This is a genomic window from Actinomadura kijaniata (assembly GCF_014138665.1).
Classification (GTDB): Bacteria; Actinomycetota; Actinomycetes; order Streptosporangiales; family Streptosporangiaceae; genus Spirillospora; species Spirillospora kijaniata.
Genome location: NZ_JACJIA010000005.1, coordinates 365084 through 390182, shown reverse-complemented (window position 1 = coordinate 390182; position 25099 = coordinate 365084). Strand labels below are relative to the sequence as shown.

The following is a 25099-nucleotide window of genomic DNA, read 5'->3' as shown; positions in this document are numbered from 1 at the left end:
TCGCCGCGCTCAGGCGCTCCGCGGGACGCCCAGCTCCCTGACGAACCACTCGATCGTGGCGCGCAGCCCCCGCTCCACCGAGACCCGCGGCTCCCAGCCGAGGACCCGGCGGGCGAGGGCGGTGTCGGGGCGGCGCACCGCCGGGTCGTCGGTGGGGCGTTCGATGAACCGGATCCGCGACCGCGACCCGGTCATCTCGATGATCAGCCGGGCGAGGTCCAGCATCGAGGTCTCGAACGGGCTGCCGATGTTCATCGGCCCCGGGTGGTCGGACGCCGCCAGGTCCAGCACGCCCCGCACGGTGTCGTCGACGTAGCAGATGGAACGGGTCTGGGAGCCGTCGCCGGTCACGGTGAGCGGCTCGCCGGTGAGGGCCTGCCCGAGGAACGTGGGGATGGCGCGGCCGTCGTCGGGCCGCATCCGGGGGCCGTAGGTGTTGAAGATCCGCACGATGGCGGTGTCCAGCCCGCGCGCGTGCCGGAACGCCGAGGTCAGCGCCTCCCCGAACCGCTTGGCCTCGTCGTAGACGCTGCGCGGGCCGACCGGGTTGACGTTGCCCCAGTAGCTCTCCTTCTGGGGATGCTCCAGGGGGTCGCCGTAGACCTCGGAGGTGGAGGCGAGCACGAACCGCGCGCCCTTGCGTTCGGCCAGCTCCAGGGCGTTGCGGGTGCCCTGGCTGCCGACCTCCAGCGTCTGGATCGGCAGCCGCAGGTAGTCGGCGGGCGAGGCCGCCGAGGCGAAGTGGTACACCTCCGTCACCGGCCCGGGCACGTCCACCGGCCGGGTCAGGTCGCAGTGGACGAACCGGAACCCCGGCCGCGCGCGCAGGTGCGCGACGTTGCGGGCCGTGCCGGTCAGCAGGTTGTCCAGGCACACGACCGCGGCCCCCCGGTCGAGCAGCGTCTCGCACAGGTGGGAGCCGAGGAAGCCGGCCCCGCCGGTCACCACGGCGCGCCGCCCGGCCGGCCCCGCCGCCGTGTCCCCCGCGGTGTCCCCCGCGGTGTCCCCCGCCGTGTCCCTCGCCGTGTCCTCCGCCGTGTCCCCCGTCATGCCGGCCGTCGTCTCGCCTGTCGTCTCACCTGTCATGTCGTCTCCAGAGAGTTGTGGTGGAGGGCGAGCGTCCGCCGTGCCGTGTCCGTGACGACGGCCGCCGGGATCGCCAGCAGCCCGGGGTCGGGGACGCGGCCGTGCGGGTCGCCCCTGCGGCCCGCCCACAGCACCCGGTGCCGGGTCCGCCCCGGCGGCGGCCCCCACCAGGCGGGCGGGGTCGGGCCGAACAGCAGCACCGACGGGGTGCGGTAGGCGGTGGCCAGATGCCCGGTGCCGGTGTCCCCACACACCACCAGGCGCGCCTCGCGGATCAGCGCGGCCAGCTCCAGCGGGCCGGTCCGGCCGGACAGGTCGGCGTCGGGGTCCAGCCCGGCGCCCTCGACGACGCGCCGCGCCAGGGCGGTCTCGTCGGGCCCGCCGGTCACCACCACGCGGTGCCCGTCGTCGCGCAGGGCGGCGGCGACGGCCGCGAAGCGCTCGGGAGGCCAGCGGCGGGACGGGAACGCCGCGCCCGGATGCACCACCACCGCGCCGGGCGCGGGCGACGCGCACGGCGGCGGGGGCAGGTCCAGGTCGCCGGGGTCGGCGGGGAACCCGTACCACGACACCAGGCGGCACCAGCGGCGCACCTCGCGCTCCTCGGGGTCCCACGGCGGCCCGTCGATGTCGGGCGAGTCGGGATGGGCGAACGCCAGCAGCCGCCGGGGCCGCGACGGCCGCAGCAGGTCGTGGCTGGCCGGGTCGCAGCCGTGCAGGTCCACGGCGACGTCGACGCCGTCGACCGGCGGCAGCGGCGCCAGCTCGACGCTGTGCACCACCTCGTCCACCGCCCCCGACAGCAGGGCCAGGGGCTCCAGCGCGCGCGGGGCGGCCAGCGTGATGCGGTGGTCGGGCAGCCCGCGCCGCAGCGCCCGCAGCGCGGGGACGCCGGTGAGCAGGTCCCCGAGGCCGAGGGCCCGCAGCACCAGGGCGCGCGGGACGCTCATCGCGCCCCTCCGGCCGGCGAGCCGTTCGAGGGCGACCGCGCCGACGACAGCAGGCGGGTGGTGGAGCGGCCCTCCAGCAGGGGCAGCAGCACCACCTCGCCGCCGTAGGAGCGCACGACGCCGGCCTCGGGCAGCGGCGTCCCGGCGTAGTCGGCGCCCTTGACCCAGATGTCGGGCCGCAGGCGCTCCAGCAGCGGGGCCGGGGTGTCGTCGTCGAAGACGACGGCGGCGTCCACGTCGGCCAGCGCCCGCAGCACGCGCACCCGGTCCCCGGCGGTGGTGACCGGCCGGTCGGGCCCCTTGCGGCGGCGCACCGAGGCGTCGGAGTTGACGCACACGACCAGGCAGTCGCCGAGCCGCCGGGCCTGCTGGAGCAGGCTCACGTGCCCGGCGTGCAGCAGGTCGAAGCAGCCGCCGGTCGCCACGACCGTGCCGCCGGCGCGCCGGGTCCGCTCGGCCACCTCGAACGCGTCGGCCTCCCGCGGCGCCGGCGTCCGGGGCGAGCCGGTCTCGGCCAGCCGCGCGGCCAGCGCCGACGCGCCGCCCGCGCCGACGAACCGGGACGCGTCGCGCACCCCCTCGCCGACGGCGTCGGTGAGGGCGCCGCCGTCGGCCAGCGCCAGCGCGGCCCCGGCGGCGAAGCTGTCGCCCGCGCCGCAGGTGTCGCCCTCGGCGGGCTCGGCGGGCACCAGGAACGGGGTGCGCGCGCCGTCGTGCAGCAGCGCCCCGCTCGCGCCGAGCGTCACCGCGACGCCCGCCGCGTTCCAGGTCCCGGCCAGGAACCGGGCGCGGCGCGCGGCGGCCGACAGGCCCGTGCCGCCGGTGTCGCCGCCCAGCGCGGCGGCCAGCAGCGCCGCCTCGTCCTCGTTGGGCGTCACCAGCCGGACGCCCGGGACGGGCGGCTCGCCGCGCGGGTGCGGGTCCCACACCACCGGCGTGCGGCCGGTCAGGCGCTCCAGCAGGGAACGCACGGCCCGGTGCCGGGTCATGCCGCGCCCGTAGTCCGACACCAGCACCGTCCCGGCCCCGGCGAGGGCGTCGGAGACGGCCGGGCCGACCGGCCCGTCGGCGGCCTCGCCGTCGCCGACGTCCAGCCGGGCGACCGGGTGGCGGCCCGCGCGGACCCGCATCTTGCAGGGCGTGCCGCCGCCCAGCCGCAGCGCCACCACCTCCACGTGCGGGGCGAGCAGCGCCCGCAGGCGGTGGCCGGGGTCGTCGTCGGCCAGGGCGGTCACCAGCACCACGTCCCGGCCGGGCCGGTCGGCCGCCGCCAGCAGCGCCGCCAGGCCCGCGCCGCCGGGCCGGGGCCGCTCCACGGCCCGCCCGATGACCGGCACCGGCGCGTCCGGGCACAGCCGGGCGGCCTCCCCGACGATGTCCACGTCCAGCAGTGTGTCACCGATCACGACCAGGGGACCGTTCACCGCTCCCCCTCCAGCGTCCGGTCGACGACCGCGCACAGCAGGTGCACCGCCGCCAGGTGGATCTCCTGGACGGTGCAGGTGCGCTCCGCCTCCACGGTGATCGCGTCGTCGCACGCCTCGGCCAGGGGGTTGGGGCCCGGCCCGGTGATCGCCCAGGCGGTCGCGCCGAGCCGCCGGGCCTGCCGCGCGGCGGCCAGCACGTTGGGGCTGCGCCCGCTGGTGGACAGGCAGACCAGCACGTCGCCGCGGCGCGCGTGCGCCCGGACCTGCCGGGCGAACACCTGCTCGGCGCCGTAGTCGTTGCCGATGGCGGTGACCGCCGAGGCGTCGCCGTGCAGGGGGATCGCCGACAGCGGGGGCCGCTCGTCCTCGAACCGGCCGGTGAGCTCGGCGGTCAGATGCTGGGCCTCGGCGGCGCTGCCGCCGTTGCCGCAGGCCAGCAGCCGCCCGCCCGAGTCCAGCACCCGGGCCAGCCGCACCCCCCACCGGTTGAGCACCGGGGTCCAGGCGCGGAAACGCAGCGCGGCCCGCGCCAGTTCCTCCAGGCGCTCGTCCTCGGCGGTGGACGCGTGCCGCAGGGAGACACGCCGCTGTGACGTGGCGGTCATGCCCGCACCTCCCGTCGCCGGCCGGCCCTGGTGTAGACGTCGGCGGTGGCGCGGGCGACGCGTTCCCAGGAGTGGTCGAGCCGCGCCCGCAGCAGCGCGGCCGCGCCCATCCGCGCGCGGCGGTCGCCGTCGGCCAGCAGGTCCCCGATCGCCCGCGCGGCCCCGGCCGGGTCGCGGGGCGGGACCAGCAGCCCGGTGCGGCCGTCGGCGACGGTGTCGAGGTGGCCGCCCACGGCGGTGGCGACGACCGGGACGCCGCAGGCCATCGCCTCCAGCGGCACCATCCCGAACGGCTCGTACCAGGGCAGCGTGACGACCAGGTCGGCCGAGCGCAGCAGCGCCGGGACCTCGTCGCGGCCGCGCCGCCCGGTGAACGTCACGCGCCCGGCGACCCCGGCCCCGGCGGCGACGTCCCGCAGCCGGCGCACCTCGGGGTCGGCGTCCAGGGCGTCGGCGGGCGGGCCGCCGGCGACGACCAGCTCGGTGCCCGGCAGATGGGCCAGCGCCCGGATCGCGGTGTCGACGCCCTTGCGCTCCACCAGCCGCGACAGCGCGACCAGCCGGTGCCGGGCGGCGCGCGGCTCGGCGGGGCCGTCCGGGCGGAACCGTCCCAGGTCCACCCCGCACGGCACGACCGCGACGTGGTCGGTCGGCACGCCCATGCCGGCGAGTTCGCGGGTCTCGTCGGAGCAGGTCGCGATGATCGCGTCGACCGACCTCCCGATCCGGCGCTCCCAGTCGACCCGGTCGGGCGGGCTGGTGTCGCGGTCCCCCTGGTGGCGGCGCTTGACGGTGCCGAGCGCGTGGTAGGTCTGCACGACCGGCACGCTCGGGCCGGGCAGCCGCCCGGTCGCCCAGAGGGCGGCCATGCCGCTCATCCAGAAGTGCGCGTGGACGACGTCCGGCGGTTCCTGCGCCCAGCGGCGCTCCAGGTGGCGGGCGAAGTCGGGCATCCAGCGCACCAGCTCGTCCTTGGGCACCTCGGCGGCCGGGCCGGCCGGGACGTGCTCGACCGTCACGCCGGGCGCGAACCGGACCCGTCCGGGCAGGCCGGGGTCGTCGCGGCGGGTGTGGACGGTCACGTGGTGGCCCTGGCGGCCCAGCTCGGCGGCCAGGTCGGCGACGAACACGTTCTGCCCGCCGCCGTCGGCGCCGCCCAGCCCGCCGCGCGCGGCGAGCGGGCTGGCGTGCTCGGAGATCATGGCCACTCTCATCGGATCACCTCTTCCAGCAGGCGCTCCCAGTCCCGCAGGAAGCGGGCCAGGCCGTACCGTTGCGCGGCGACGGCCCGGCCCTCCTTGCCGAGCTGGCGGGCGCGTTCGGGATCGTGGGCCAGCGCGCGGGCCGCGTCGGCGAGGGCGTCCACCCGGGTGGACAGCACCCCGGCCTCCGGCGGCACCGCCTCCACGGCCTCGGTGGTGGCCAGCGCCACCACCGGCAGGCCGAGCAGCATCGCCTCGATCAGGGACAGGCCCAGCGACGTCCAGCGGTAGGGGTGCAGGTAGACGCGGCGGCGGGCCAGCTCGGCGTGCATCCGGGCCTGGGGCAGGTCCTCGAACGTCCACAGCGACTCGGCGGGCAGGCCGAGCGCGCGGGGCGCGTCGGTGACGTTCATCCCGAACAGGTCCAGCGGCACCTGGCGGGCCAGCCGCGGCAGCAGGTCGGTGCCGGTGATCCGGCCGCGGCGCAGCGGGTCGTTGATGACGACCCCGGCGCGCGGCATGTCGCCGACGAACCGGTAGCCCGGGTCGACCACGCCGTGCTCGATCACGGTGGTCGGGGCGCGTCCGGAGTTCCAGAACAGCTCGTTGAAGTGGGTGACGTGCACGAGCGGGACGTCGGAGCGGCCGTGCAGGAAGTGGCGGATGTCGGGGACGGCCTCCTCGGGAAGGTCGGCGTCGGCGAAGCGGCGGTGCGGGGTGTCGTGCTCGACGTACACGGCCGGGACGTCGCGTCCGGGCCGGCGGCCCAGCCACTCCTCCACGAGGCGGAACTCGTGGGGGCGTTGCAGCACCACGGCGTCCACGTGCTCGTCGCGCAGCCGGTCGTGCGGGACCTCCACGGCGCGGTCGGGCCAGGGGAACGTGCGGGCCCGGCCGAGCCCGTCGGGCCCCCGGTCGGGTGTGGCCGGCACGACGCTGGTCCAGGGGCCGTGCACGAACGACGTGGCCCAGGAACCGTGCACGTGCCAGAGCAGCACTCTCATGCGATGACCTCCTCCACGGCGGCGGCCACCCGGTCGGCGGTCACCGAGGACAGGCACGGGTGGCCCGGAACGGGGCAGACCCGCGCGCGGCTGTCTTTGCAGGGAGCGTTCTGGTCGCCCAGCAGTACGGTGCGGACCCCGTAGGGGGCCCAGCGCGCCGCCGGGACGGTCGGCGCGAACAGCGACACCACCGGGGCGCCGACGGCCGCGGCCAGGTGGGCGGGGCCGGTGTTGCCCGCGACGACGGCGGCGGCCCCGGCCAGCACCGCCGCCAGTTCCGGCAGGGTGGTGCGGCCGCCCAGGTCGACGCCGTCGATCCCCGCGACGTGGGCGGTCAGCTCCTTCTCCCGGCGGTCGCCGGTGACCACGACGCGGTGCCCGGCGGCGGTGAGGGCCCGCACGGCCTCGGCGCAGCGTTCCGGCGGCCAGGCCCGCGCGGGCACCGAGGTGCCGGGGTGGACGACGACGTAGCCGGTCGCGCCGGTGAGCGCCGTGACGTCGGGAAGGGGCCCGCGGACGCGCAGCCGCGTGTCGTGGGGGGTGGGGAACCCGGCGTCGGCGGCGAGCGCCAGCATCCGCTCGGGTTCGGGGACGTCGGCGTCGCAGCGGTGGCGCAGGTCCAGCAGCGAGCCGGGGTAGTCGTCGCTGATCCCGCCGATCCACGGCACCCCGGCCAGCCGCAGCAGCAGCGCCAGCGGCAGCGGCGACTGGTGGAACGAGGTGAAGATCAGCGCGCGGTCGGCGCCGCGCACCAGGTCCACCAGGCGTTCGGCCTCGGCCCGCTCGACGGGGCCGGGTTCGGGGTCGATCCACGGGGCGCACCACTCCACGACGCGGTCCACGCCGGGCAGCAGGTCGGCGGCGGCCCGGCCGCGCGGGCCGCACAGCATCACGACCTCGTCGGCGCGGGCGGCGACCGCGCGGACCGCCGGCCCCGCCAGCAGCACGTCGCCGAGGTTGTCGAGCCGGACCACCAGGGCCCTCATCGCGGCCTCCCCGGTCGCGCGCCGGACAGGACCAGGTCCACGGCGGCCGCCAGGTCGGGGGCGACCTCGCGGGCCGCGCCGACCTCCTCGGGGCGGGTGCGGCCGGTCGGCACGAGGATGCCGCGCGCCCCGGCGGCCGCGGCGGCCTGCATGTCGCCGCCGATGTCCCCGACCACGACGCAGTCGGAGGGGTGCACGCCGAGCCGGGCGGCGGCGCGTTCGATCAGCCCGGGGTGGGGTTTGCGGCAGGCGCAGCCGTCGGCGTCGTCGTGCGGGCAGAACTCCCAGACGTCGATGGGGCCGAGGAGGCGTTCGACGCGGGCGTTGACGCGGCCGACGTCGGCGGCGGTGATACGGCCCTTGGCGACGCCGGACTGGTTGGACACGACGCCGACGCGGACGCCGTGGCGGCGCAGCCGGTCCAGGGCGGCGCGCGCGCCGGGCACCGGCTCGACCCTGGCGGGGTCGCCGTTGTAGGGGACGTCGTGGATCAGCGTGTCGTCGCGGTCGAACAGCACCACCGGACACGGGCTCCAGGGCCCGGCGCCGCGGTGGGCGAGCTCGCCGCGGAGCCGGTGCGCCACGGCGACCGGCGGGATCACGACGCTGGTCACCAGCATGCGGGCGATCTCGTCGGGGGTGCGCGGGCCCGGCCGGATCCGCGCGGCGGCGAACTCGGCGGTCAGCGCCGCCCACGCGGCGGCGGCCCCGAACGCGGCCGGGCGCCGGGCGGGCAGGGCGGCCAGCGCCAGCAGCCCGGCGGCGGTGGTCGCGACGTGGCGGCCGAAGCGGCCGCGGTGCTCGCGGGCGCGGGTCCGCCAGTCGCGGCCGTGCAGGCGGGCCATCAGCGCGTCGTCGCGGTTTCCCGCCTGGGCGCGCACCGACGCCCAGGGCCCGGCGGGCCGCACCGGGTGGACGGTCCGGCGCTCCCCCCGGACCAGGCGGCATCCGGCGTCCTGGACGCGCAGCGCCAGGTCGGCGTCCTCGCGGAACGCGCGGGGGAAGCGCTCGTCGAACCCGCCGGTCGCGGTGAGCGCGTCGCGCCGGTAGGCCATGTCGGCGGTGATCCAGGCGGCCGACTCCAGCCCGGCGGTGTTGCGCTCCCAGTCGGTGGGGCGGCGGCCGGGCGGCAGCGGGACGGTGACGCGCCCCTGGGACCCGCCGACGTCGGCGGGCAGGCCCGCCAGGTCGGCGGCCAGGTCGGCGGCCCATCGGTCCGAGGGCACCACGTCGTCGTCCAGGAACACCGTCCACTCGCCGGTCGCGGCGCGCCAGCCGACGTTGCGGGCGGCGGCGGGGCCGCGCCCGCCCGACCGCAGGACCCGCAGCCCGGGTCCCGCGGCGCCGGGCAGCGGCAGCGGCGTGCCGGGGGCGGGCCGGTCGTCCACGACGAGGATCTCGCGCGGACCGGGGCCGGGCGCGGCGGCCAGCGACTTCAGCAGGGCCTCCAGCAGCGCGCCCAGGCTGGGACGGCCGACGGTCGGCACCACCACGCTGTAGGAGACCCCGGCGGGGGCCTCCCGGGAGGCGGGCGTCATCGGGCGAACACCTCCCCGCGCCGCACCACGTAGGGCCCGATGGCCAGCAGGTCGACGGGGGCCGAGCCGAAGCACTCCAGGGCGTCGCGCGGGTCGTCGACCATCGGGCGCCCGGCGGTGTTCAGGCTCGTGTTGACGACCACGGGCAGGCCGGTGCGGGCCTCGAACGCCGCCAGCAGGTCGGCGACCAGGGGCTCGTCGGCCCGGTCGACGGTCTGGACGCGGGCGGTGCCGTCCACGTGCACCACGGCGGGGATCCGGTCGCGCCACTCGGGGTGCACCCGGTGGACGAACAGCATGTACGGGCTCGGCAGCGGGCCGTCGAAGATCGTGGCGGCGCGTTCCAGCAGGACCATCGGCGCGATCGGGCGGAACCGCTCGCGGCCCTTGACGGCGTTGAGACGCTCCAGGTTGCCCGGATCGCCGGGGTGGGCCAGCAGCGACCGGTGGCCCAGGGCGCGCGGCCCGTACTCGGCGCGGCCCTGGAACCACGCCACGATCTGGTCGCGCGCCAGGGCGTCGGCGACGGTGGCGGCCAGGTCGGCGGGCTTGTCGTAGGGGACGCGGGCGGTGGCGAGCCAGTGCGCGAGCTCGGCGTCGTCCCAGCGGCGGCCGAGGTCCGCGCCGGGCATCGCGGTGATCGTGTCGCCCGCCCGCTCGGCGACGTGCAGGGCCGCGCCGAGCGCGGTCCCGGCGTCCCCGGCGGCGGGCTGCACCCAGATCTCCTCGTAGGGGCCGTCGGCGGCCAGCCGGGAGTTGGCGACGCAGTTGAGGGCCACTCCCCCGGCCATCGCCAGCCGGCGCGAGCCGGTCCGCTCGTGCAGCCATCCGGCCAGGTCGAGCAGGACCTCCTCCAGGCGGAGCTGCGCGCTGGCGGCCAGGTCGGCGTGCTCCTCGTCCCACTCGTCGTCGGCGCCGCGCGGCTTGGCCAGCGACGACCAGTCCACGCGGCCGACCGAGAAGCCGCCGTCGTCGGTGGCGCGCACCAGCCGCCGCATCTCGTCGGCGAAGCGCGGGCGGCCGTAGGACGCCAGCGCCATCACCTTGTACTCGTCGCTGGAGCGCAGGAAGCCCAGGTGCTGGGTCAGTTCCTCGTACATCAGCCCCAGCGAGTGCGGGAGCCGCTGCGCGCCCAGCGTGGTGAGCATGCCGTCCCGGTAGGTGCCCGACAGGTGCGAGTGGGACTCGCCGCGCCCGTCGAGCACGAGCACGTCGCCCTCGCCGGGGGTGGGGGCGGCCAGCGCGGCGGACGCGGCGTGCGCCACATGGTGCGGGACATACCTGAAGATTCCGGGATCAAGTCCGGGGAGCGCCTCGGCGAGCATCGCCGGCGCGCGCCGGGCGTACAGCGTCCGCAGGCGCTCCCACTCGCCCTCGTGGCCCTCCAGACCCGGTTCGACCAGGGACGGATCGTAGGAGTAGGCCACCGCGTCCAGCTCGCCGGGCTCGATCCCGCCCTCCTGGAGGCACCAGCGGGCGGACCTCTCCGGCAGTTCCCACGCGGAGAAGGCGTGGGGCCGTTTGCCGTGCTTGCGGCGGCTGAACCGCTCCTCCTCGGCGGCGGCGACCACCTGGCCGTCCACCACCAGCGCGGCCGCCGGGTCGTGGAAGACGGCGTTGATTCCAAGAACGCGCATCCGGAGTCTCCGATCCCCTTCGGAAGGTCAGGCCTAGGAAGTTGTGAAGGGCGCGGCGCCCCACCCCGAAGCGGGAGAAGCGGAACCGCCCCGGGCGGTCGGCCGGCGGCTCTCACGGCCGGTCGTCGGGGGCCTCCACCGGGCTGCCCGCACCCGAGCCCTCAAATGGCTCTCTGCCCCGCTTTGCCTTTAGGTAAGGTCAAACTAACTTTCGGATGCGATTCGTAATCACCCGATGTCCCGCTGTAGTCACCTGCGGTACAGATTGACCACAGGGCGAACGGGTACCGCGCCGCACATGCGTGGCGCCGTCATCGTGATCACACATCTCCGCCGGGACGCCGTGGGCAGTGCGCGGGCGGCGTCCCGTTCCACCCGGCGCCGCGTCAGCCGGCAAAGGACCTTTACCGACCTTTCACCCGGGGGGAAGCCGTGTCGGACGTGACGGTGGCCGTCGCCACCCGTGACCGCGCCGCCGAGCTGCGGCGCAGCCTGGCCGAGCACACCGCGACCGGGGACGCGGCCCCGGTGATCGTGGTGGACAACGCCTCGGCCGACGAGACCGCCGCCATCGCGAGCGTCGCCGGGGCCCGCGTGATCCGGCTGTCCCGCGACCTCGGGGCCGCCGCCCGCAACCTCGCCGTGCGGGAGGCGGGCACGCGCTACGTGGCGTTCGCCGACGACGACTCCTGGTGGGAACCGGGCGCGCTGGACCGCGCCGTGGAGATCATGGACGCGCATCCGCGGGCGGCGCTGCTGGCCGCGCGGGTGCTGGTCGGCGAGCAGGAGCGCCCCGACCCGGTGTCGGAGGCGATGGCGCGCGCCCCGCTCGGCCGTCCCGCGGACCTGCCGGGCCCCTCGGTGCTGGGCTTCCTGGCCTGCTCGGTGATCGTGCGGCGGGACGCGTTCCTCCAGGTCGGCGGGTTCTCGCCGGTGCTGCGCTTCGGCGGCGAGGAGGAGCTGCTCGCGCTCGACCTCGCGGCGGCCGGATGGGGGCTGGCGTACGTGCCCGAGCTGGTCGTCCACCACCATCCCTCGCCGCACGGCCGCGACCCGGCCGCCCGGCGCCGCCGCGAGGTCCGCAACCGGCTGCTCACCGCCTGGCTGCGGCGCCCGCTGCCGGTGCTCGGGCACCAGCTGCTCACCGCCCTGGCCGGCGCCGACGGGCGGCGCGGCGCGCTCGCCGCCGTCCGCGCGTTCCCGGCGGTGGCCCGCGCCCGGCGGCCCGTGCCGCCCGAGGTCGAGGCGGCGCGGGCCGCTCTGGCGGACTACTGAACGGCGGGGTGGAGCTCGGCCTCGACGTTCCAGGCGTCCTGCCGGACCTCGACGTGCGGGGAGCGCCGCAGCTCCTCCAGCAGCTCGCGCCAGCCGCCGTTCCAGCCCGCCGCCGCGCCGTAGGAGCCGACCAGGTTCACCGCCAGCAGGTGGGACGCCAGGTCGCCGCGCCGGACGAGCCTGCGGGCGGCGGGCCGCACCAGCGCCGGGGGGAAGCCGGCCTCACGCCGGTACGGCCGGTGCCGCAGGCCGTCGCCGGCACGCGAGGCCAGCACGGGCCGGTCGCGCAGCAGGGCGGCGATCGCCTCCACCTCGTCGGCGAGCTCCCCGGCGTCCGGTTCGTCGTCGACGTACCGGTCGAGGCGGGCGACGGCCAGGTCCACCGCTTCCTTCAGGTGGAGCGGGTCGGCGGCCAGCACGGCCACCGCGCGGCGGAACAGCTCGTCGCGGCCCGGCACCGCCGCGGGCACGGAACGGATGTTCCGCGCCACCCCGCCGACACGCCGGTGGGTGTGGAAGTCGCGTTCGGCGGCCAGGAGCCGGGCCAGGACGTCGCAGATCTCCACCCCGACGACGCCCGCCCGCAGCAGCGCCCCCAGCAGCAGGGACTCCACCTCGCCCTCGGCCGCCGCCGGGTCGGCGACGGCGGCGAGCATGTCGGCGAAACCGTCCTCGTACCAGCGCGCCCAGCTCCCGAACGCCTTGTTCACCCGGAACCGGACGCCCGGCCCCTCCGCCGCCAGGACCAGCCGCCGCATCAGGGCCGCGTAGCGGGGCCGGTCCCGCGGCGCGTACCCGGCCGGTGTCGCCTGGCAGAGCGCGCGCAGCATCGGCTCGCTCGCGTAGGGTCCGGCGGCCTCGCCGAGGGCGTCCCAGACGCGGGGGTCCTCGGGCATGCGGCGCAGCGCGCCCGCCACGGCGATCCGGACGTCGCGGTGCAGATCCGGGTCGTTCCAGGCGCGCAGGAGGGCGTCGGCCGCGCCGGGCGGGCGGTGGCGCTCCAGCAGCCGCGCGGCCTGCTTGCGGACGGTCACCTTGCCCGCCGGTCCGGTCAGCAGCCCGTCGAGCAGGCCGCCCAGCCGGGACGGCGGCAGCGCCGCGCAGCAGCCCGCGAGGGCCGCCACGGCGACGCGGGAGGCGTCGCCACGGGCGCGGTCCAGCAGCACCGGCACCGCGCCGTCCGGATGGTCGACGCCGCCCAGTGCCTCCGTCGCGGCCTCGGCGAGCACGACCTCGGCGTGGCCGGTCCACGGCCGCAGCGCGTCCAGGCCGCCGGGCAGGCGTCCCAGGGAGGTGAGCGCGGCGGCGCGGGCGACCACCGGGCGGGTCTCGTCGGCGGCGTCGGCGAGCAGCCGGTCGCGGACCAGGCGCCGCTGCGCCGGGGTCCAGCGTCCGGCGGCGCCGCCCTCGACCGGCGGTGACCAGAGGCGGGCCGCGTCCGCGAGGTTGCCCGTGGCGGGACCGGTGGGCACGCCGTCGAGCAGGCCCGTGTCCAGCAGGCCCGTGTCGAGCAGGTCGGTGCGGCGCGCGGCGACCGCCCGCCACACCTCGGGCAGCACGGCGGTGGACGGGTCGCCCGCCACCAGGTCGGCGGGGTCGCCGGACCACAGCGCGGCGGCGGCGCGGGCGACCGGCTCGGGAGCGGTCAGGACCGCCGCGCGCAGGTCGTCCTGGAGCTCGCCGAACCTCGCGGCGCGGCGGCCCAGGAACCGCGCGACCGCCACGGCCAACGTGAGGTCGCGTCTCTCCCGCGCGGCGCGCAGGGCCGGGAGCAGCGCCTCGAACAGGTCGCGTTCGCGCTCCCGGGGCACCGCGGGATCCCGCCGGACCGACCGTGGGCCTCGCCGCCGTCTCCGGCCGTAGGGATCCGGCTCGGGGTCGGGCGGGACGAAGGCCTCCGCGCCGAAGCGGAGCGCCAGCCTCCCGTGGACGCCGACCGCCCAGCCGACGAGCGCGCCGGACGGGTGGTGGCGCAGCACGCGGCCCGCCAGGGCGAGCAGTGCCCGCACGGTCGCCGGCGAGGTGTCGCGCGCCTCGGCGACGGCGGCGGCGAGGCGTTCCAGCGGCTCGGCGCACGCGTCGTCCAGCAGTCCGGGCGGGACCTTCGCGAGCGCGGTGAGCAGTCCGCCCCGCAGCGGGTCCTGCTCGTTGCGGGTGCGGTCGACTAGGTCGGCCAGCAGGGCGCGCAGCCGTCCGGCGTCCCCGGTCCGCGCGGCGCACCGCACGAGCAGGGAGCGGGCGAGCCCGCGGCGGCGCGGGTCCCCGCCGAACGCCGCCGCGGCGAGCGTCCCCTCCGCCTCCTCGTACGGCAGGTGCGAGGTGAGGATCAGGGGCAGGTCCGGGTCGTCCAGCCGGGAGCGGGACGAGTGCCAGACCGAGGCGTGCCAGTCCAGGATCCGGCGCGCCTCGGCCGCCGCCCGGTCGGCGGGCAGCACGTCCAGCAGCCACCGCGCCCCGTCCCCGGCGAACCTGCCCGGGGCGCGCTCGCGCAGCCGGTCCACGACCCCCGCCCGCCGGGACGGCGGCAGCGCCGCGATCGCGGGCCGCGCGCTGTGCGGCTCGGCCGGGAGGGCCGCGCCCAGCGCCTCGTCCGGGCAGGCCCGCAGATGCCGGAGGAACGCGGGCGGAACGTCCCAGCGGCGGGTCCCGGTGGTGAGCGCCAGGCGCATCGTCCGCACCGGGTCCGCACCGGCCAGCGCCGTGACGGCCGCGGCGGGAAAGCCCCGCGCGCAGGTGCCGAGACGGTGGCGCTCGGCGACCTCCAGGGCCCGTTCGGGTTCGGCGCGGGCGGCCCACGCGAAGCCGCGCCCGCGCCGCCGCCACCACCGGAGGGGGTGTCCGGCGCCGGTCAGCTCCCGTTCGGCCTGGTCGAGGAACGCGCCCGGGTGCCGCGCCCCGACCGCGCGCCACACGGTGACGGCGTGGGCGAGTCCGGGCAGCTCGCGGGCGACGGCCTCGGGGCCGCACGCGGGCAGCAGCGCGGCGGCCTCGCGGTCGCCCCAGCGTTCCCGCACCTGCGGCAGCAGCCGGTCGGCGAGCGCGCAGCGGCCGCCGTGCCGCAGCGCCTTGTAGAACGCGCGGCGCAGGCCGTACGGCGCGTCGTCGAGGACGCGCGCCACCGCGTCGTCGGGGACGGGCAGGGTGCGCACCGCGCGCAGGGCGGCGCGGCGCAGGTCCATGTCGGGGCCGGACAGCACGTCCGCGACGTACGGCAGGTCGCGGGCGGCCATGGCCAGGTGGAGCGCGGTGCGGCGTTCGTAGGGGCCGCCCGCCGACAGCTCGCCGAGCAGGGCGCTCAGGTACGGCGTCCCGGCGTGCGTCCGGGCGTGCAGGGCCAGCTCCCGCATGCGGCGCGGGTGGGGCAGGGGTTCGACGTGCGCGAGGAGTTCACGTGCGGCCGGTTCCCAGACCGGCGGCGTGGGGCTCAACGGCCCGGGCGGTGACCGCCCTTCCTGAAGATCATGCCGATGATGATGACGGATCGTCCGGCTCCCGGCAACCCCGCACGGCGCGGACGGTCCCCGCGCGTAGACTCCCGCGCATGTTCGTCGGGATCGACATCGGCACCTCGGTGGTCAAGGCCGCGGCCTTCGACCGGGACGGGCGGATCCTCGCCGTCGAGCGCGCCAGGGCGCCCCTGGTCGCCGAGGGCGACCGGGTGGAGCAGGACTTCGAGGAGGTCTTCGCGGCCGTGGCCCGGGTCGCGCGGGCCGTGTGCGGCGGGCGCGCGCCCGCGCTGGCCGGGATCACCGCGCAGGGCGACGGGGCGTGGCCGGTGGACGCCGCGGGGCGGCCGGTGCGGCGCGGGATCTCCTGGATGGACGGGCGGGCGGCCGGGATCGTGGCGGAGTGGATCGCCGACGGCACCGCCGAGGCGGTCTACCGGGCGACCGGCAACACCGTCTTCCCCGGCTGCGCGGCCCCGCTGCTGGCCTGGCTGGACCGGAACGAGCCCGCCGTGCTGGACGCCGCCGCGACCGCCGCCTACGTCAAGGACGTGGCGTTCCAGCGGCTCACCGGGGTGCGGGCGACCGACGTCAGCGACGCCTCGGTGCCGTTCCTGGACCCGCGCGGCCGGGACTACTCCCCCGCCGTGCTGGAGGCGTGCGGGCTCGGGCGCCGCGCGGGGCTGTTCGCGCCGGTCCACGACCCGCTGCCGGGCGCGGAGGCGGTCGCCGGCGGGGTGCTGCCGGCCGGGACGCCGGTGGCCGCCGGGCCGACGGACGTGACGGCGGCGGCGATCGGCGGCGGCGTCGCCGAGCCCGGCGACGGGCTGCTCAACATCGGCACGAGCCTGGTGTGCGACGTGGTCACCGACGTGCTCGACCTGTCCGGGGAGCCGTCGGGGTTCCACTTCGCGACGGCGGAGCCGGGCCGGTGGCTGCGGGTGATGGCCGCGATGGTCGGGACCGCCGGGCTGGACTGGGTCCTGGAGACCACCGGCACCTCCCACGGCGAGCTGGACGCGATCCTGGACGGCACCGCGCCCGGCGCCGGGGGCGTGGCGGTGCTGCCGTTCTTCGCGCCCTCCGGGGAGCGGTCGCCGTTCGTCGAGCCGTCCGCCCGCGCCGAGTTCACCGGTGTCAGCCTGCGCACGACCCGCGCCGAGCTGGTGCGCGCCGTCTGCGAGGGGACCGCCTACGCGGCCCGGCACCTGCTGGAGGCGGCGGGCCTGCGCGGCTCGGTGACGGTGTGCGGCGGCGGGACGGGCAGCGCGGCGTGGCTGCGGATGTTCGCCGACGTGCTGGGGCGGCCCGTGCGCGTCGCGGCAGGCCCGGAGACCGGGGCGCGCGGCGCGGTGCTCGCGGCGGCGGACCGGCACGGGATCGAACTCGACACGACCGCCTGGACGCGGCCGTCGGCGACGGTCGACCCCGACCCCGGGCGCGCGGCGTTCCACGAGCGCGGCTACGCCGACCACCTGGACCGGGTGGCGCGCGCCCGGGACCGCTGGGCGGCGCGGGCGCGGCCCTATTCGACGCGTTCGGCGTTGGAGTCGTAGCCTCCCCCGCCCGGATAGACCCAGGCTCCGGTGAGAGTGCGGTCGTCGGAGCCGAAGGTGCCCTGGAAGTAGGCGGGGGATCCGCGGTCGCCCGCCCAGATGGTGAGGGTGTCGCCGTCGAGCTCGTAGGTGTAGTCGAGGGTGCTGCCGTCGTCGCCGTAGTACCGGGACCTGATGTCGGCGCTGGGCTCGGCCATCAGCGGACGCTCCCGTCCGATGATCTCGAAGCCGTGGGTGTCGCCCAGCCGCACGTCCTGATGGAGGAAGAAGTCGTTCAACCACCGGTAGGTCACCGTCCCCTGGTGCCCGCCGGTGATCTTCCAGGTGCCGACCAGCCGGTCCAGGGCCCGCAGTGCCGGGTCATGGGTCATCGCCGTCTCCTTCCGGGAGGATCCCGCTTCCGCCGTCCCGCGTCGGTGGGAAGAATCATCGCTCTCCCCGGCCCGGCGGGCCAGGCCGGAGCGCCGCCGGCCCGTGGCCGCCCTGTGCCAGGAGACGGGAAGGGGGGTCCGAAAGGTGTGGCCCGTTCGCGATCATCGCGGATACGGTCCCGGATCATGACCACCGTGCTGTGTGTGCCCCAGTGGCAGGGATCGAGCTCACCGAACGCCCGCCGGCTGGTGCCCGGCGCCCGGATCGCCGCGGCGGCGATCCGGGCCGACGCGCACGTGACGGTGCCGGTGCTCGACACCGACGGCGAGCGCGAAGCCGGTGTCCGCGCGCTGGATGTGCTCACGGAGAATCTGCGGCTCACCAGGGAGGCCCTGGCCGGCATCGACGACGCGGTGATCACCGTCGGCGGGGAATGCGCCGTGGACCTGGCGCCGCTGTCGGCCGCCCGGGCCCGGTACGGCACCGAGCTGAGGGTGCTGTGGATCGACGCGCACCCGGACCTGTACACCCCGCGGACCCTGCCGTCCGGTTCGTTCCACGGGATGATCCTGCGCACGCTGCTCGGCGAGGGCCCGGCGCCGCTCGTCCCGGAGCAGCCGCTGGCGCCGGAGCAGGTGACGATCGCGGGTTTGAGGGCGTTCGAACCCGACGTCCGCGAGCAGGTCGAGGACTACATCGAGCAGTCGGGCATCCGCCGCTTCGGCGTCGGCGACCTGGAGGGGGCCCTCGACGGTCTCACCGGGCCGGTGTACCTGCACGTCGACCTCGACGTCCTCGATCCACCCGGGTTCGGCGCCACCTGCTACCCCGAGCCGGACGGGGTCGAGCCGCAGCGGCTCATCGACCTGGTCTCCCGGATCGACACCGTCGTCGGAGCCGCGATCACCGAGCACGCGCCGGCCGGCGACGGGAATCCTCGTGAGACCGAGGTGATCCGCCGGCTGGGCGCCGCGTTGAGGATGGTCGGATAGCCCGCTCGGCCTGGGATCCCTCGCGCCGCCGGGCGGCCGTCGTCTCGTTCCCGGGGCTGGACGGCGACCGGGAACGAGGACGACGGCCCTGCCGCGCGTCAGTCGGTCACCGCCAGGTCGTGGGCGGCGGCGACGATGGCGTCGGCGTCGAGCCCGGCGGCCCTGAGCTCCTGCTCGGGCGTCGCCGACCCCGGCATGGTCCGCACCGCGAGACGCGTCATGCGGGGCACCGGGCGTCCGTCGGCGAAGGCGTCCATGACCGCGTCGCCGACGCCGCCCTCGGGCCAGTGGTCCTCGACAGTGACGAACCGCCCGGTCGCGTCGGCGGCCTCGTGCAGCGTCGCGGCGTCCACCGGCTTCACCGAGTACAGGTCGACGACGCGGGCGGGCACCCCGGCGGCGGCGAGCCGGTCGGCGGCCTTCACTGCCTCGTGCACCGTCACCCCGGCCGCGACGATGGTGACCTTGTCCTCGCCGGAGGAGCGCAGCACCCGGCTGCCGCCGATGACGAACTCCTCGTCCGGCCCGTAGACGACCGGGGTCTCGCCGCGGCTGGTGCGCAGGTAGCGGACGCCCTCGGCGTCGGCCATCGCGGCGACCAGCCGGGCGGTCTGGTTGGCGTCGCACGGGTACAGCACGGTGCTGCCGTGCACGGCGCGGAACGCCGCCAGGTCCTCCAGCCCCATCTGCGACGGGCCGTCCTCGCCGATCGCGACGCCCGCGTGCGAGCCGACCAGGTTGAGGTCGGCGCGGCTGACGGCGGCCATCCGCACGAAGTCGTAGGCGCGGGACAGGAACGCCGCGAACGACGACACGTACGGCCGCCAGCCGCGCGCCTGCATCCCGACCGCCGCCGCGACCAGCTGCTGCTCGGCGATGTACATCTCGAAGAACCGGTCGGGGTGCTCCTCGGCGAAGTGCCGGGCCTTGGTGGAGTCGCTGACCTCGCCGTCCAGCGCGACCACGTCGGCGCGGGCGCCGCCCAGGGCCGCCACGGCCCTCCCGTAGGCCTCGCGGGTGGCGACCCGGTCGCCCACGTCGAAGCGCGGCAGCTCCAGGGGGCCCGGCTCGGGGCGGGCGGGGTGGTCCTCGGCGTCGGGCAGGCGGGGCTCGACCCGCAGGTTCCGGCGGCCGCCGAGCTCGGCGACCGCCTCCTCGGCGTCCGGCAGCGGCTTGCCGTGCTTGCCCTCCTGGTCCTCCACCGCGCTGACGCCGCGGCCCTTCCTGGTGCGCGCGAGGATCGCGGTGGGGCGGCCGGTGGTCTCGCGCGCCTCCCGGTAGGCGGCGTCGATCGCGGCGACGTCGTGGCCGTCGATCTCGATGGTGTGCCAGCCGAACGCGCCGACGCGCCGGGCGTAGGCGGCGGTGTCCCACCCGTGGCGGGTGGGGCCGCGCTGCCCGAGCCGGTTCACGTCGACGACCGCGGTGAGGTTGTCCAGGCCCTCGTGCCCGGCGTGCTCGAACGCCTCCCACATCGACCCCTCGGCCAGCTCGCTGTCGCCGCACAGCACCCAGATCCGGGCGGGGGTGCGGTCCAGGCGGCGGGCGGCCAGCGCCATCCCGACGCCGACCGGCAGCCCCTGGCCGAGCGAGCCGGTGGCGACCTTCACCCACGGCAGCCGGGGCGTGGGGTGGCCCTCCAGGCGGCTGCCCTCCTTGCGGAAGGTCAGCAGCTCCTCGTCGTCGATCAGCCCGGCGGCGGCGTAGAGGGCGTACAGCAGCGGCGAGGCGTGGCCCTTGGAGAACACCAGCTCGTCGTTGCCGGGGTCGTCGGGGGTCGCGGGGTTCCACCGCAGGTGCCCGGCCAGCAGCACCGCCATCAGGTCGGCCGCCGACATCGACGACGTGGGGTGCCCGGATCCCGCGGCGTCGGCGGCGCGGACCGCGTCGACCCGCAGTTGCTGTCCCAGCTCGCGGAGACGGTCGTAGTCCATGTCCCTCCTCCTCGTGTCGGCACGGACGGACCGTCCCTGCCTACCCGTCCTCGGCGGAGGGATACCTGGTCGGCCTGATCAGTGGACGTGGTCGTGCACGGCCAGGTCCGGGTCGTCGATCAGCCGTTCGACGCGTTCGCGGTCCTCCGGCGACACCGGGCGGTAGACGACCATGCGGGCGCCGGGGGCGCCGGACACGTCGAAGGCGGTGGCGCGGGCGGCGACCTCCCCCACCGCCGCGTGCCGGAACACCTTCAGCCGCGATCCCGACTCGGCGACGTCCTGCCGGGCCCACAGCCGCGCGAACTCCGGGCTGGCCTCGCACAGCCGCCGCACGAAGTCCCGCCAGCCCGGCTCGCCCAGGTGGCGGCTGTAGCGGTGCCGGAAGGCGGCGACGAACAGCGGCCCCTCCTCGGCGAGGTTGACGAAGGGGTTGCAGCACGGCGGGAGGGTGAAGGTCATCCACAGCGTGTTGCGCTCGGCCTCGGGCGCGTTCACCAGGAACGGGAACAGGGCGGCGTAGCCCCTGTTCCAGGCGAGCACGTCGCTGCGGGCGTTGGTGACGCAGGCGGGCATCGGGTCCAGCCCGGCGAGGATGGCCGGCAGGTCCTCCGGCAGCCCGGCGGCGGGGGCGGGGCGCGGGAGCTCGGCGGTCTCGGCGAGGCGGTACAGGTGGGCGCGTTCGGCGCCGTCGAGGCGCAGCGTGCGGGCGACCGCGTCCAGGACCTGGGGGCTGGCGTTGATCGGGCGGCCCTGCTCCAGCCACGTGTACCAGGTGACGCCGACCCCGGCGAGCTGCGCGACCTCCTCGCGGCGCAGGCCGGGGGTGCGGCGGCGGGGGCCGGGCGGCATGCCCACGTCCTCGGGCGTGATGCGGGCGCGGCGGCTGCGCAGGAACGCCGCCAGCTCGGTGCGCCTGCGGTCCGGTCCGGCCGTCCGGGTCATCGTGCTCACCCCACCACCCTCGGGGATCGGCCCGGCGTGTGCCAGGTGCTGTCGGTACCAGTATCGCGGGGCTCTCGTTACGGGTACCGGGGCGCCCCGACGCTGGAGCCATGACAACGATGACCGACCGGTCGGCGTCCTCCCCTTCGGCGGCGGCCCGACGGCCCGGCCGGGCGCTGCTCGCGGTGCTGCTGACCGGGCAGTTCATGTCCCTTCTCGACGTCAACATCGTCAACGTGGCGCTGCCGACGCTCCGCTCCGACCTCGGCGCCTCCGGCGCGGGCCTGCAACTGGTGGTCGCCGGATACGTGATCGCCTACGCGGTGCTGCTGGTCACCGGGGCGCGGCTGGGCGCCCTGGCCGGTCCGGGCCGGATGTTCCGGATCGGGGTGACCGCGTTCACCGCGGCGTCGCTGGCGTGCGGGCTCGCGCCGGACACCTGGACGCTGGTGGCGTTCCGGTTCGCGCAGGGCGCGGCGGCGGCGCTGATGCTGCCGCAGGTGATGAGCCTGATCCAGCGCGAGTACACCGGGGCGGCGCGGGCCCGCGCGCTCGGGGTCTTCTCGGCCGTGGTGTCCGGCGGGATCGTCGCCGGGCAGGTCGCCGGAGGGCTGCTGGTGGGCGCGGGCGTGCTGGGCGGGTGGCGGCCGGTGTTCCTCGTGAACGTGCCGGTCGGCCTGGCGCTGATGCTCGCCGCGCCGCGCGTGCTGCCGCGCCGGGAGGAGCGCGGGGACGGCGGGCTGGACCTGCCGGGCCTGCTGCTGCTGACCCCGGCCGTGCTGGCGCTGGTGGTGCCGCTGATCCTCGGGCACGAGCTGGGCTGGCCGGTGTGGGGGTGGGCGTCGCTGGCGGCGAGCCCGGTCCTGGTGGCGCTGCTGGTCGTGGTGGAGCGGCGGGTCGCGGCGCGCGGCGGGCGCCCGCTGGTGAACCTGCGGGTGCTGCGCGCGCCGGGAGTGCCGTCCGCCGCCGCGGGGGTGCTGCTGGGGCCGTGCACGTGGGCGGCGTTCCTGTTCACCACGACCCTGCACCTCCAGGGCGACCTGGGGTACGGGCCGCTGGCCTCGGGGCTGGCGTTCGTGCCGTGCGTGACGGCGTTCGCGCTGGTGTCGACGCGCTGGCAGCGGCTGCCCGAGCGCTGGCACCGTCCGCTGGTGCCGATCGGGTACGGGGTGGCGGCGCTGGGCTACCTGTTCGTCGGCCCGCTGGCCGGGGGCGGCCCGGCCCACCTGCTGCTGACCGTGGTGATCGGGACGGGCCTCGGCGTGATGCCGATCGCGATGAACGCCACGCTGGCGCACGTCCCCGCCGGGGACGCCGCCGACGGCAGCGGCCTGCTGCTGACGCTCACGCAGCTCGGCCAGGTGATCGGCATCGCGACCGTCGGGACGCTGTTCCTGACCTCGGCCGCCGGGCCGGGGTCCACCCGGCACGCCGAGTACGCGACCGGATGGGCCCTGGCGGCGGTGGCGCTGCTGACCGTGGTGTGCACGCTGCCGCCGGCGCTGCGGCGAAGGGGGCCGCGCGTCACGGCTCCAGCAGGATCTTGATCGCGCCGTCCTGCTTCTTCTGGAAGATCTCGTAGGCGTGCGGGGCCCGGTCCAGCGGCAGCCGGTGGGTGGCCAGGTCCGCCACGCCGAGCGGGTCGGCGTCGTCGAGGACCAGCGGCATCAGGTCGTCGATCCAGCGCCTGACGTGCGCCTGCCCCATCCGGAGCGTGACGCCCTTGTCGAACAGCTGGAGCATCGGCATCGGGTCGGCCATGCCGCCGTAGACGCCGGACAGCGAGATGGTGCCGCCGCGCCGCACGATCTCGATGGCCTGGGTGAGGGCGGCCAGCCGGTCCACCCCGGCGCGCGTCATCAGCGGGGCGGCGGCGCGGTCGGGCAGCAGCCCGGTGAGCGTCTGGGCGAGCTTGCCGACCGGTGAGCCGTGCGCCTCCATGCCGACCGCGTCGATCACCGAGTCGGTGCCGCGGCCCTGGGTGAGCTGCCGGACCGCGCCGGGGACGTCGTCGGTGACGGCGGCGTCCACGACCTCGGCCCCGTGGCGGCGGGCCATCTCCAGGCGCTCGGGCACCAGGTCCACGCCGATGACGCGGTATCCCAGGTGGCGGGCGACGCGGCAGGACATCTGCCCGATCGGCCCGAGGCCGAGGACGGTGACCGAACCGCCGTCGGGGACGTCGGCCCACGCCACGGCCTGCCAGGCGGTGGGCAGCACGTCCGACAGGTACACGAACCGTTCGTCGGGCGGCCCCTCGGGCACCCTGACGGGCCCGAACTGGGCCTGCGGGACGCGCAGGTACTCGGCCTGGCCGCCGGGCACCTGCCCGTACAGCTTGGTGTAGCCGAGCAGGGACGCGCCGGTGCCGTGCTCGCGGTTCTGGGTGGTCTCGCACTGGGCGTACAGCTCCAGCCCGCACATGTGGCAGTGCCCGCAGGAGACGTTGAACGGGATGACCACCCGGTCACCAGGCCGGATGTGCGACACCTCCGACCCGACCTCCTCCACGATCCCCATGGGCTCGTGGCCGAGGATGTCGCCCTCCCCCATGAACGGCCCGAGCACCTCGTACAGGTGCAGGTCCGAACCGCAGATCGCGGTCGTGGTGATCTTGACGATGGCGTCGGTGGGCTCCTTGATGGCCGGGTCGGGAACGGTGTCCACGCGCACGTCGCGCCGGCCGTGCCAGGTGACCGCCTTCACGGGCTCCCCCTCTCCTCCGGAATGCCGGACGAGGTGGCCCTACCCCCTGCACACCGGCCAAACGCCGCATCCGGACACCCCGGATCGGGACACCGGGGTGTCCGGCCCCTCCTGGCGGGCAGGGGTGCCAGAGATCACCGGAAGGAGTCCGCATGACCACCTCGTCCCCGCCCCGTCCCGGGATCGGGCTGCCGGGGGTCGTCCTCGGCGTCGGCCTGGGCGGCTTCGTCGACGGCATCATGCTCCACCAGGTCCTCCAGTGGCACCACATGCTGACCAGCGCCGGCGACGACCGGCTGGGCCTGCGCCCCTATCCCGCCACGACGGTCTCCGGGCTGGAGATGAACACGCTGTGGGACGGGTTCTTCCACGTCTTCACCTGGGTGTCGGTGCTGACCGGGCTGGCGCTGCTGTACTCCCGGCTGAACCGCGCCGACCGCCCGGTGTGGCGCAGCCGGGCGCTGTGGGGCTGGCTGGCGGTCGGCTGGGGCCTGTTCAACCTGGTGGAGGGCGTGATCGACCACCACATCCTCGGCGTCCACCACGTGCGCGGCGGCCCGTACCAGACCTGGTGGGACCTGGGCTTCCTGGCGCTGGGCGCGCTGCTGGTCGCCGGCGGCTGGCTGCTCCAGCGCAAGGGTGAGGCGCGGTGACCGTGGCGCACGGCGGCCACGCCCCGGCGGCCGCGCTGCTGCCGCTGGTGGCGGTCGCGCTGGTGCTCGTCGCCTACCTGGCCGCCGCGCTGCGGGAGCAGCGGCACGGCTCGCGCGGCTGGAGCGCGTGGCGCACCGCGGGCTTCTCGGCCGGCGCGGTCCTGCTGATGGTCGCGCTGGCCCCGCCGGTGGCGGCGTTCGCGCACGAGGACTTCCGGGGCCACATGCTGCAACACCTGCTGCTCGGCATGTACGCGCCGCTCGGGCTGGTGCTGGGCGCGCCGGTGACGCTGGCGCTGCGCGCGACCAGCGGGCGCGGCGGCCACCGCCTCGGACGCCTCCTCAACCGGCCCCTGGTCCACGCGCTGACGCACCCGGTGACCGCGCTGGCGCTGAACGCGGGCGGCCTGTACCTCCTCTACGCCACGCCCCTGTACCGGGCGACGACGACCGACCCGCTGCTCCACGAGCTGGTCCACCTGCATTTCCTGGTGTCGGGCTGCGTGTTCGCCTGGGTGGTCGCCGGGCCCGACCCCGCGCCGCGCCGCCCGTCGGTGCCGTTCCGGCTGGTCGTCCTCGGCGTCGCCGTCGCCGCCCACGCCACCCTCGCGCAGTTGCTGTACGCGGGGCTGCTCCCCGTCGCCGCCCCGGCCGAGCAGGTGCGCGGCGGCGCCGAGCTGATGTACTACGGCGGCGACCTCGCCGAGATCCTGCTGGCCCTGGCGCTGATGGCGACCTGGCGCCCGCGCCGGGTCGCGGCCGACCCGGCGCGGGCCGCCTAGGCC

General features: G+C 76.9%; 20 protein-coding genes. 6 read left to right on the top strand and 14 right to left on the bottom strand.

The features are described from left to right. Positions 1-9: 9 nt before the first annotated feature. The 9 genes from HNR61_RS21600 to HNR61_RS21560 are packed head-to-tail and all read right to left on the bottom strand — an operon-like array spanning position 10 to position 10435. Positions 10-1050: a UDP-glucuronic acid decarboxylase family protein gene (locus HNR61_RS21600; RefSeq protein WP_182844978.1), complete on the bottom strand. Its 1041-nt coding sequence runs from the start codon at positions 1048-1050 to the stop codon at positions 10-12. 32 nt (positions 1051-1082) lie between these two features. After that, positions 1083-2036, bottom strand: a complete 954-nt coding sequence (locus tag HNR61_RS21595; protein ID WP_182844977.1) for a glycosyltransferase family 9 protein — start codon at positions 2034-2036, stop codon at positions 1083-1085. Next, positions 2033-3460 carry a D-glycero-beta-D-manno-heptose 1-phosphate adenylyltransferase gene (gene rfaE2 / locus HNR61_RS21590; RefSeq protein WP_182844976.1) on the bottom strand — a complete coding sequence of 476 codons (1428 nt, stop codon included), beginning with the start codon at positions 3458-3460 and terminating at the stop codon, positions 2033-2035. Before rfaE2 ends, HNR61_RS21595 begins: the two co-directional genes overlap by 4 nt. Further along, a complete protein-coding gene (locus HNR61_RS21585; RefSeq protein WP_182844975.1) occupies positions 3457-4068 on the bottom strand; it encodes a D-sedoheptulose-7-phosphate isomerase in 612 nt (203 codons plus the stop codon). The genes rfaE2 and HNR61_RS21585 overlap by 4 nt, the downstream gene beginning before the upstream one ends. Then, positions 4065-5282, bottom strand: a complete 1218-nt coding sequence (locus HNR61_RS21580; protein WP_182844974.1) for a glycosyltransferase — start codon at positions 5280-5282, stop codon at positions 4065-4067. Before HNR61_RS21580 ends, HNR61_RS21585 begins: the two co-directional genes overlap by 4 nt. Further along, positions 5279-6274 (bottom strand): glycosyltransferase, encoded by a 996-nt coding sequence (locus HNR61_RS21575; protein WP_182844973.1) that lies wholly within the window; start codon positions 6272-6274, stop codon positions 5279-5281. Before HNR61_RS21575 ends, HNR61_RS21580 begins: the two co-directional genes overlap by 4 nt. Beyond that, positions 6271-7260 (bottom strand): glycosyltransferase family 9 protein, encoded by a 990-nt coding sequence (locus HNR61_RS21570; protein ID WP_182844972.1) that lies wholly within the window; start codon positions 7258-7260, stop codon positions 6271-6273. The genes HNR61_RS21575 and HNR61_RS21570 overlap by 4 nt, the downstream gene beginning before the upstream one ends. Next, positions 7257-8798 carry an HAD-IIIA family hydrolase gene (locus tag HNR61_RS21565; RefSeq protein WP_182844971.1) on the bottom strand — a complete coding sequence of 514 codons (1542 nt, stop codon included), beginning with the start codon at positions 8796-8798 and terminating at the stop codon, positions 7257-7259. Before HNR61_RS21565 ends, HNR61_RS21570 begins: the two co-directional genes overlap by 4 nt. Next, complete coding sequence (locus HNR61_RS21560) at positions 8795-10435, bottom strand: carbamoyltransferase family protein (RefSeq protein WP_182844970.1); 1641 nt, start codon at positions 10433-10435, stop codon at positions 8795-8797. Before HNR61_RS21560 ends, HNR61_RS21565 begins: the two co-directional genes overlap by 4 nt. A 432-nt stretch (positions 10436-10867) precedes the next feature. On the opposite strand from HNR61_RS21560, the gene HNR61_RS21555 reads away from it, so the two are divergent. Beyond that, positions 10868-11710, top strand: a complete 843-nt coding sequence (locus HNR61_RS21555) for a glycosyltransferase family 2 protein (RefSeq protein WP_182844969.1) — start codon at positions 10868-10870, stop codon at positions 11708-11710. Here the strand turns inward: HNR61_RS21555 and HNR61_RS21550 are convergent. Then, complete coding sequence (locus HNR61_RS21550) at positions 11704-15138, bottom strand: HEAT repeat domain-containing protein (protein WP_182844968.1); 3435 nt, start codon at positions 15136-15138, stop codon at positions 11704-11706. The two genes, HNR61_RS21555 and HNR61_RS21550, sit on opposite strands and share 7 nt — an antisense overlap. A 113-nt stretch (positions 15139-15251) precedes the next feature. On the opposite strand from HNR61_RS21550, the gene HNR61_RS21545 reads away from it, so the two are divergent. Next, positions 15252-16712: an FGGY-family carbohydrate kinase gene (locus tag HNR61_RS21545; RefSeq protein WP_182844967.1), complete on the top strand. Its 1461-nt coding sequence runs from the start codon at positions 15252-15254 to the stop codon at positions 16710-16712. Here the strand turns inward: HNR61_RS21545 and HNR61_RS21540 are convergent. Continuing rightward, positions 16682-17083, bottom strand: a complete 402-nt coding sequence (locus HNR61_RS21540) for a hypothetical protein (protein ID WP_182844966.1) — start codon at positions 17081-17083, stop codon at positions 16682-16684. The genes HNR61_RS21545 and HNR61_RS21540 overlap by 31 nt on opposite strands. 186 nt (positions 17084-17269) lie before the next feature. On the opposite strand from HNR61_RS21540, the gene HNR61_RS21535 reads away from it, so the two are divergent. Then, positions 17270-18076, top strand: coding sequence for an arginase family protein (locus HNR61_RS21535; RefSeq protein WP_182844965.1), 807 nt, complete (start codon positions 17270-17272; stop codon positions 18074-18076). Between the two features lie 98 nt (positions 18077-18174). Here HNR61_RS21535 and HNR61_RS21530 read toward each other — a convergent pair whose 3' ends face one another. Continuing rightward, positions 18175-20073 carry a transketolase gene (locus tag HNR61_RS21530; RefSeq protein ID WP_312898036.1) on the bottom strand — a complete coding sequence of 633 codons (1899 nt, stop codon included), beginning with the start codon at positions 20071-20073 and terminating at the stop codon, positions 18175-18177. A 15-nt stretch (positions 20074-20088) separates the two neighbouring features. Next, positions 20089-20955, bottom strand: coding sequence for a helix-turn-helix transcriptional regulator (locus tag HNR61_RS21525; RefSeq protein WP_182845205.1), 867 nt, complete (start codon positions 20953-20955; stop codon positions 20089-20091). A 110-nt stretch (positions 20956-21065) separates the two neighbouring features. Between HNR61_RS21525 and HNR61_RS21520 the strand changes: the two genes are divergently transcribed. Further along, a complete protein-coding gene (locus tag HNR61_RS21520; RefSeq protein WP_182844963.1) occupies positions 21066-22502 on the top strand; it encodes an MFS transporter in 1437 nt (478 codons plus the stop codon). Here HNR61_RS21520 and HNR61_RS21515 read toward each other — a convergent pair. Further along, positions 22480-23661 carry a zinc-dependent alcohol dehydrogenase gene (locus tag HNR61_RS21515; protein WP_182844962.1) on the bottom strand — a complete coding sequence of 394 codons (1182 nt, stop codon included), beginning with the start codon at positions 23659-23661 and terminating at the stop codon, positions 22480-22482. The genes HNR61_RS21520 and HNR61_RS21515 overlap by 23 nt on opposite strands. A gap of 152 nt (positions 23662-23813) precedes the next feature. Between HNR61_RS21515 and HNR61_RS21510 the strand changes: the two genes are divergently transcribed. After that, the gene (locus HNR61_RS21510) at positions 23814-24314 is read left to right on the top strand and encodes a DUF2243 domain-containing protein (protein WP_182844961.1); all 501 of its coding nucleotides are present in this window, start codon (positions 23814-23816) and stop codon (positions 24312-24314) included. Then, entirely contained in the window at positions 24311-25096 is a 786-nt protein-coding gene (locus HNR61_RS21505) for a cytochrome c oxidase assembly protein (RefSeq protein ID WP_312898018.1), read from the top strand. Before HNR61_RS21510 ends, HNR61_RS21505 begins: the two co-directional genes overlap by 4 nt. The last annotated feature ends 3 nt before the right edge of the window (positions 25097-25099 follow it).

Coding starts and splice junctions, on each gene's coding strand:
- HNR61_RS21600 (WP_182844978.1), bottom strand. CDS start 1,050: ATGACGGGGGACACGGCGGAGGACACGGCGAGGGACACGGCGGGGGAC.
- HNR61_RS21595 (WP_182844977.1), bottom strand. CDS start 2,036: ATGAGCGTCCCGCGCGCCCTGGTGCTGCGGGCCCTCGGCCTCGGGGAC.
- HNR61_RS21585 (WP_182844975.1), bottom strand. CDS start 4,068: ATGACCGCCACGTCACAGCGGCGTGTCTCCCTGCGGCACGCGTCCACC.
- HNR61_RS21580 (WP_182844974.1), bottom strand. CDS start 5,282: ATGAGAGTGGCCATGATCTCCGAGCACGCCAGCCCGCTCGCCGCGCGC.
- HNR61_RS21575 (WP_182844973.1), bottom strand. CDS start 6,274: ATGAGAGTGCTGCTCTGGCACGTGCACGGTTCCTGGGCCACGTCGTTC.
- HNR61_RS21570 (WP_182844972.1), bottom strand. CDS start 7,260: ATGAGGGCCCTGGTGGTCCGGCTCGACAACCTCGGCGACGTGCTGCTG.
- HNR61_RS21565 (WP_182844971.1), bottom strand. CDS start 8,798: ATGACGCCCGCCTCCCGGGAGGCCCCCGCCGGGGTCTCCTACAGCGTG.
- HNR61_RS21560 (WP_182844970.1), bottom strand. CDS start 10,435: ATGCGCGTTCTTGGAATCAACGCCGTCTTCCACGACCCGGCGGCCGCG.
- HNR61_RS21545 (WP_182844967.1), top strand. CDS start 15,252: ATGTTCGTCGGGATCGACATCGGCACCTCGGTGGTCAAGGCCGCGGCC.
- HNR61_RS21540 (WP_182844966.1), bottom strand. CDS start 17,083: ATGACCCATGACCCGGCACTGCGGGCCCTGGACCGGCTGGTCGGCACC.
- HNR61_RS21535 (WP_182844965.1), top strand. CDS start 17,270: ATGACCACCGTGCTGTGTGTGCCCCAGTGGCAGGGATCGAGCTCACCG.
- HNR61_RS21525 (WP_182845205.1), bottom strand. CDS start 20,955: ATGACCCGGACGGCCGGACCGGACCGCAGGCGCACCGAGCTGGCGGCG.
- HNR61_RS21520 (WP_182844963.1), top strand. CDS start 21,066: ATGACAACGATGACCGACCGGTCGGCGTCCTCCCCTTCGGCGGCGGCC.
- HNR61_RS21510 (WP_182844961.1), top strand. CDS start 23,814: ATGACCACCTCGTCCCCGCCCCGTCCCGGGATCGGGCTGCCGGGGGTC.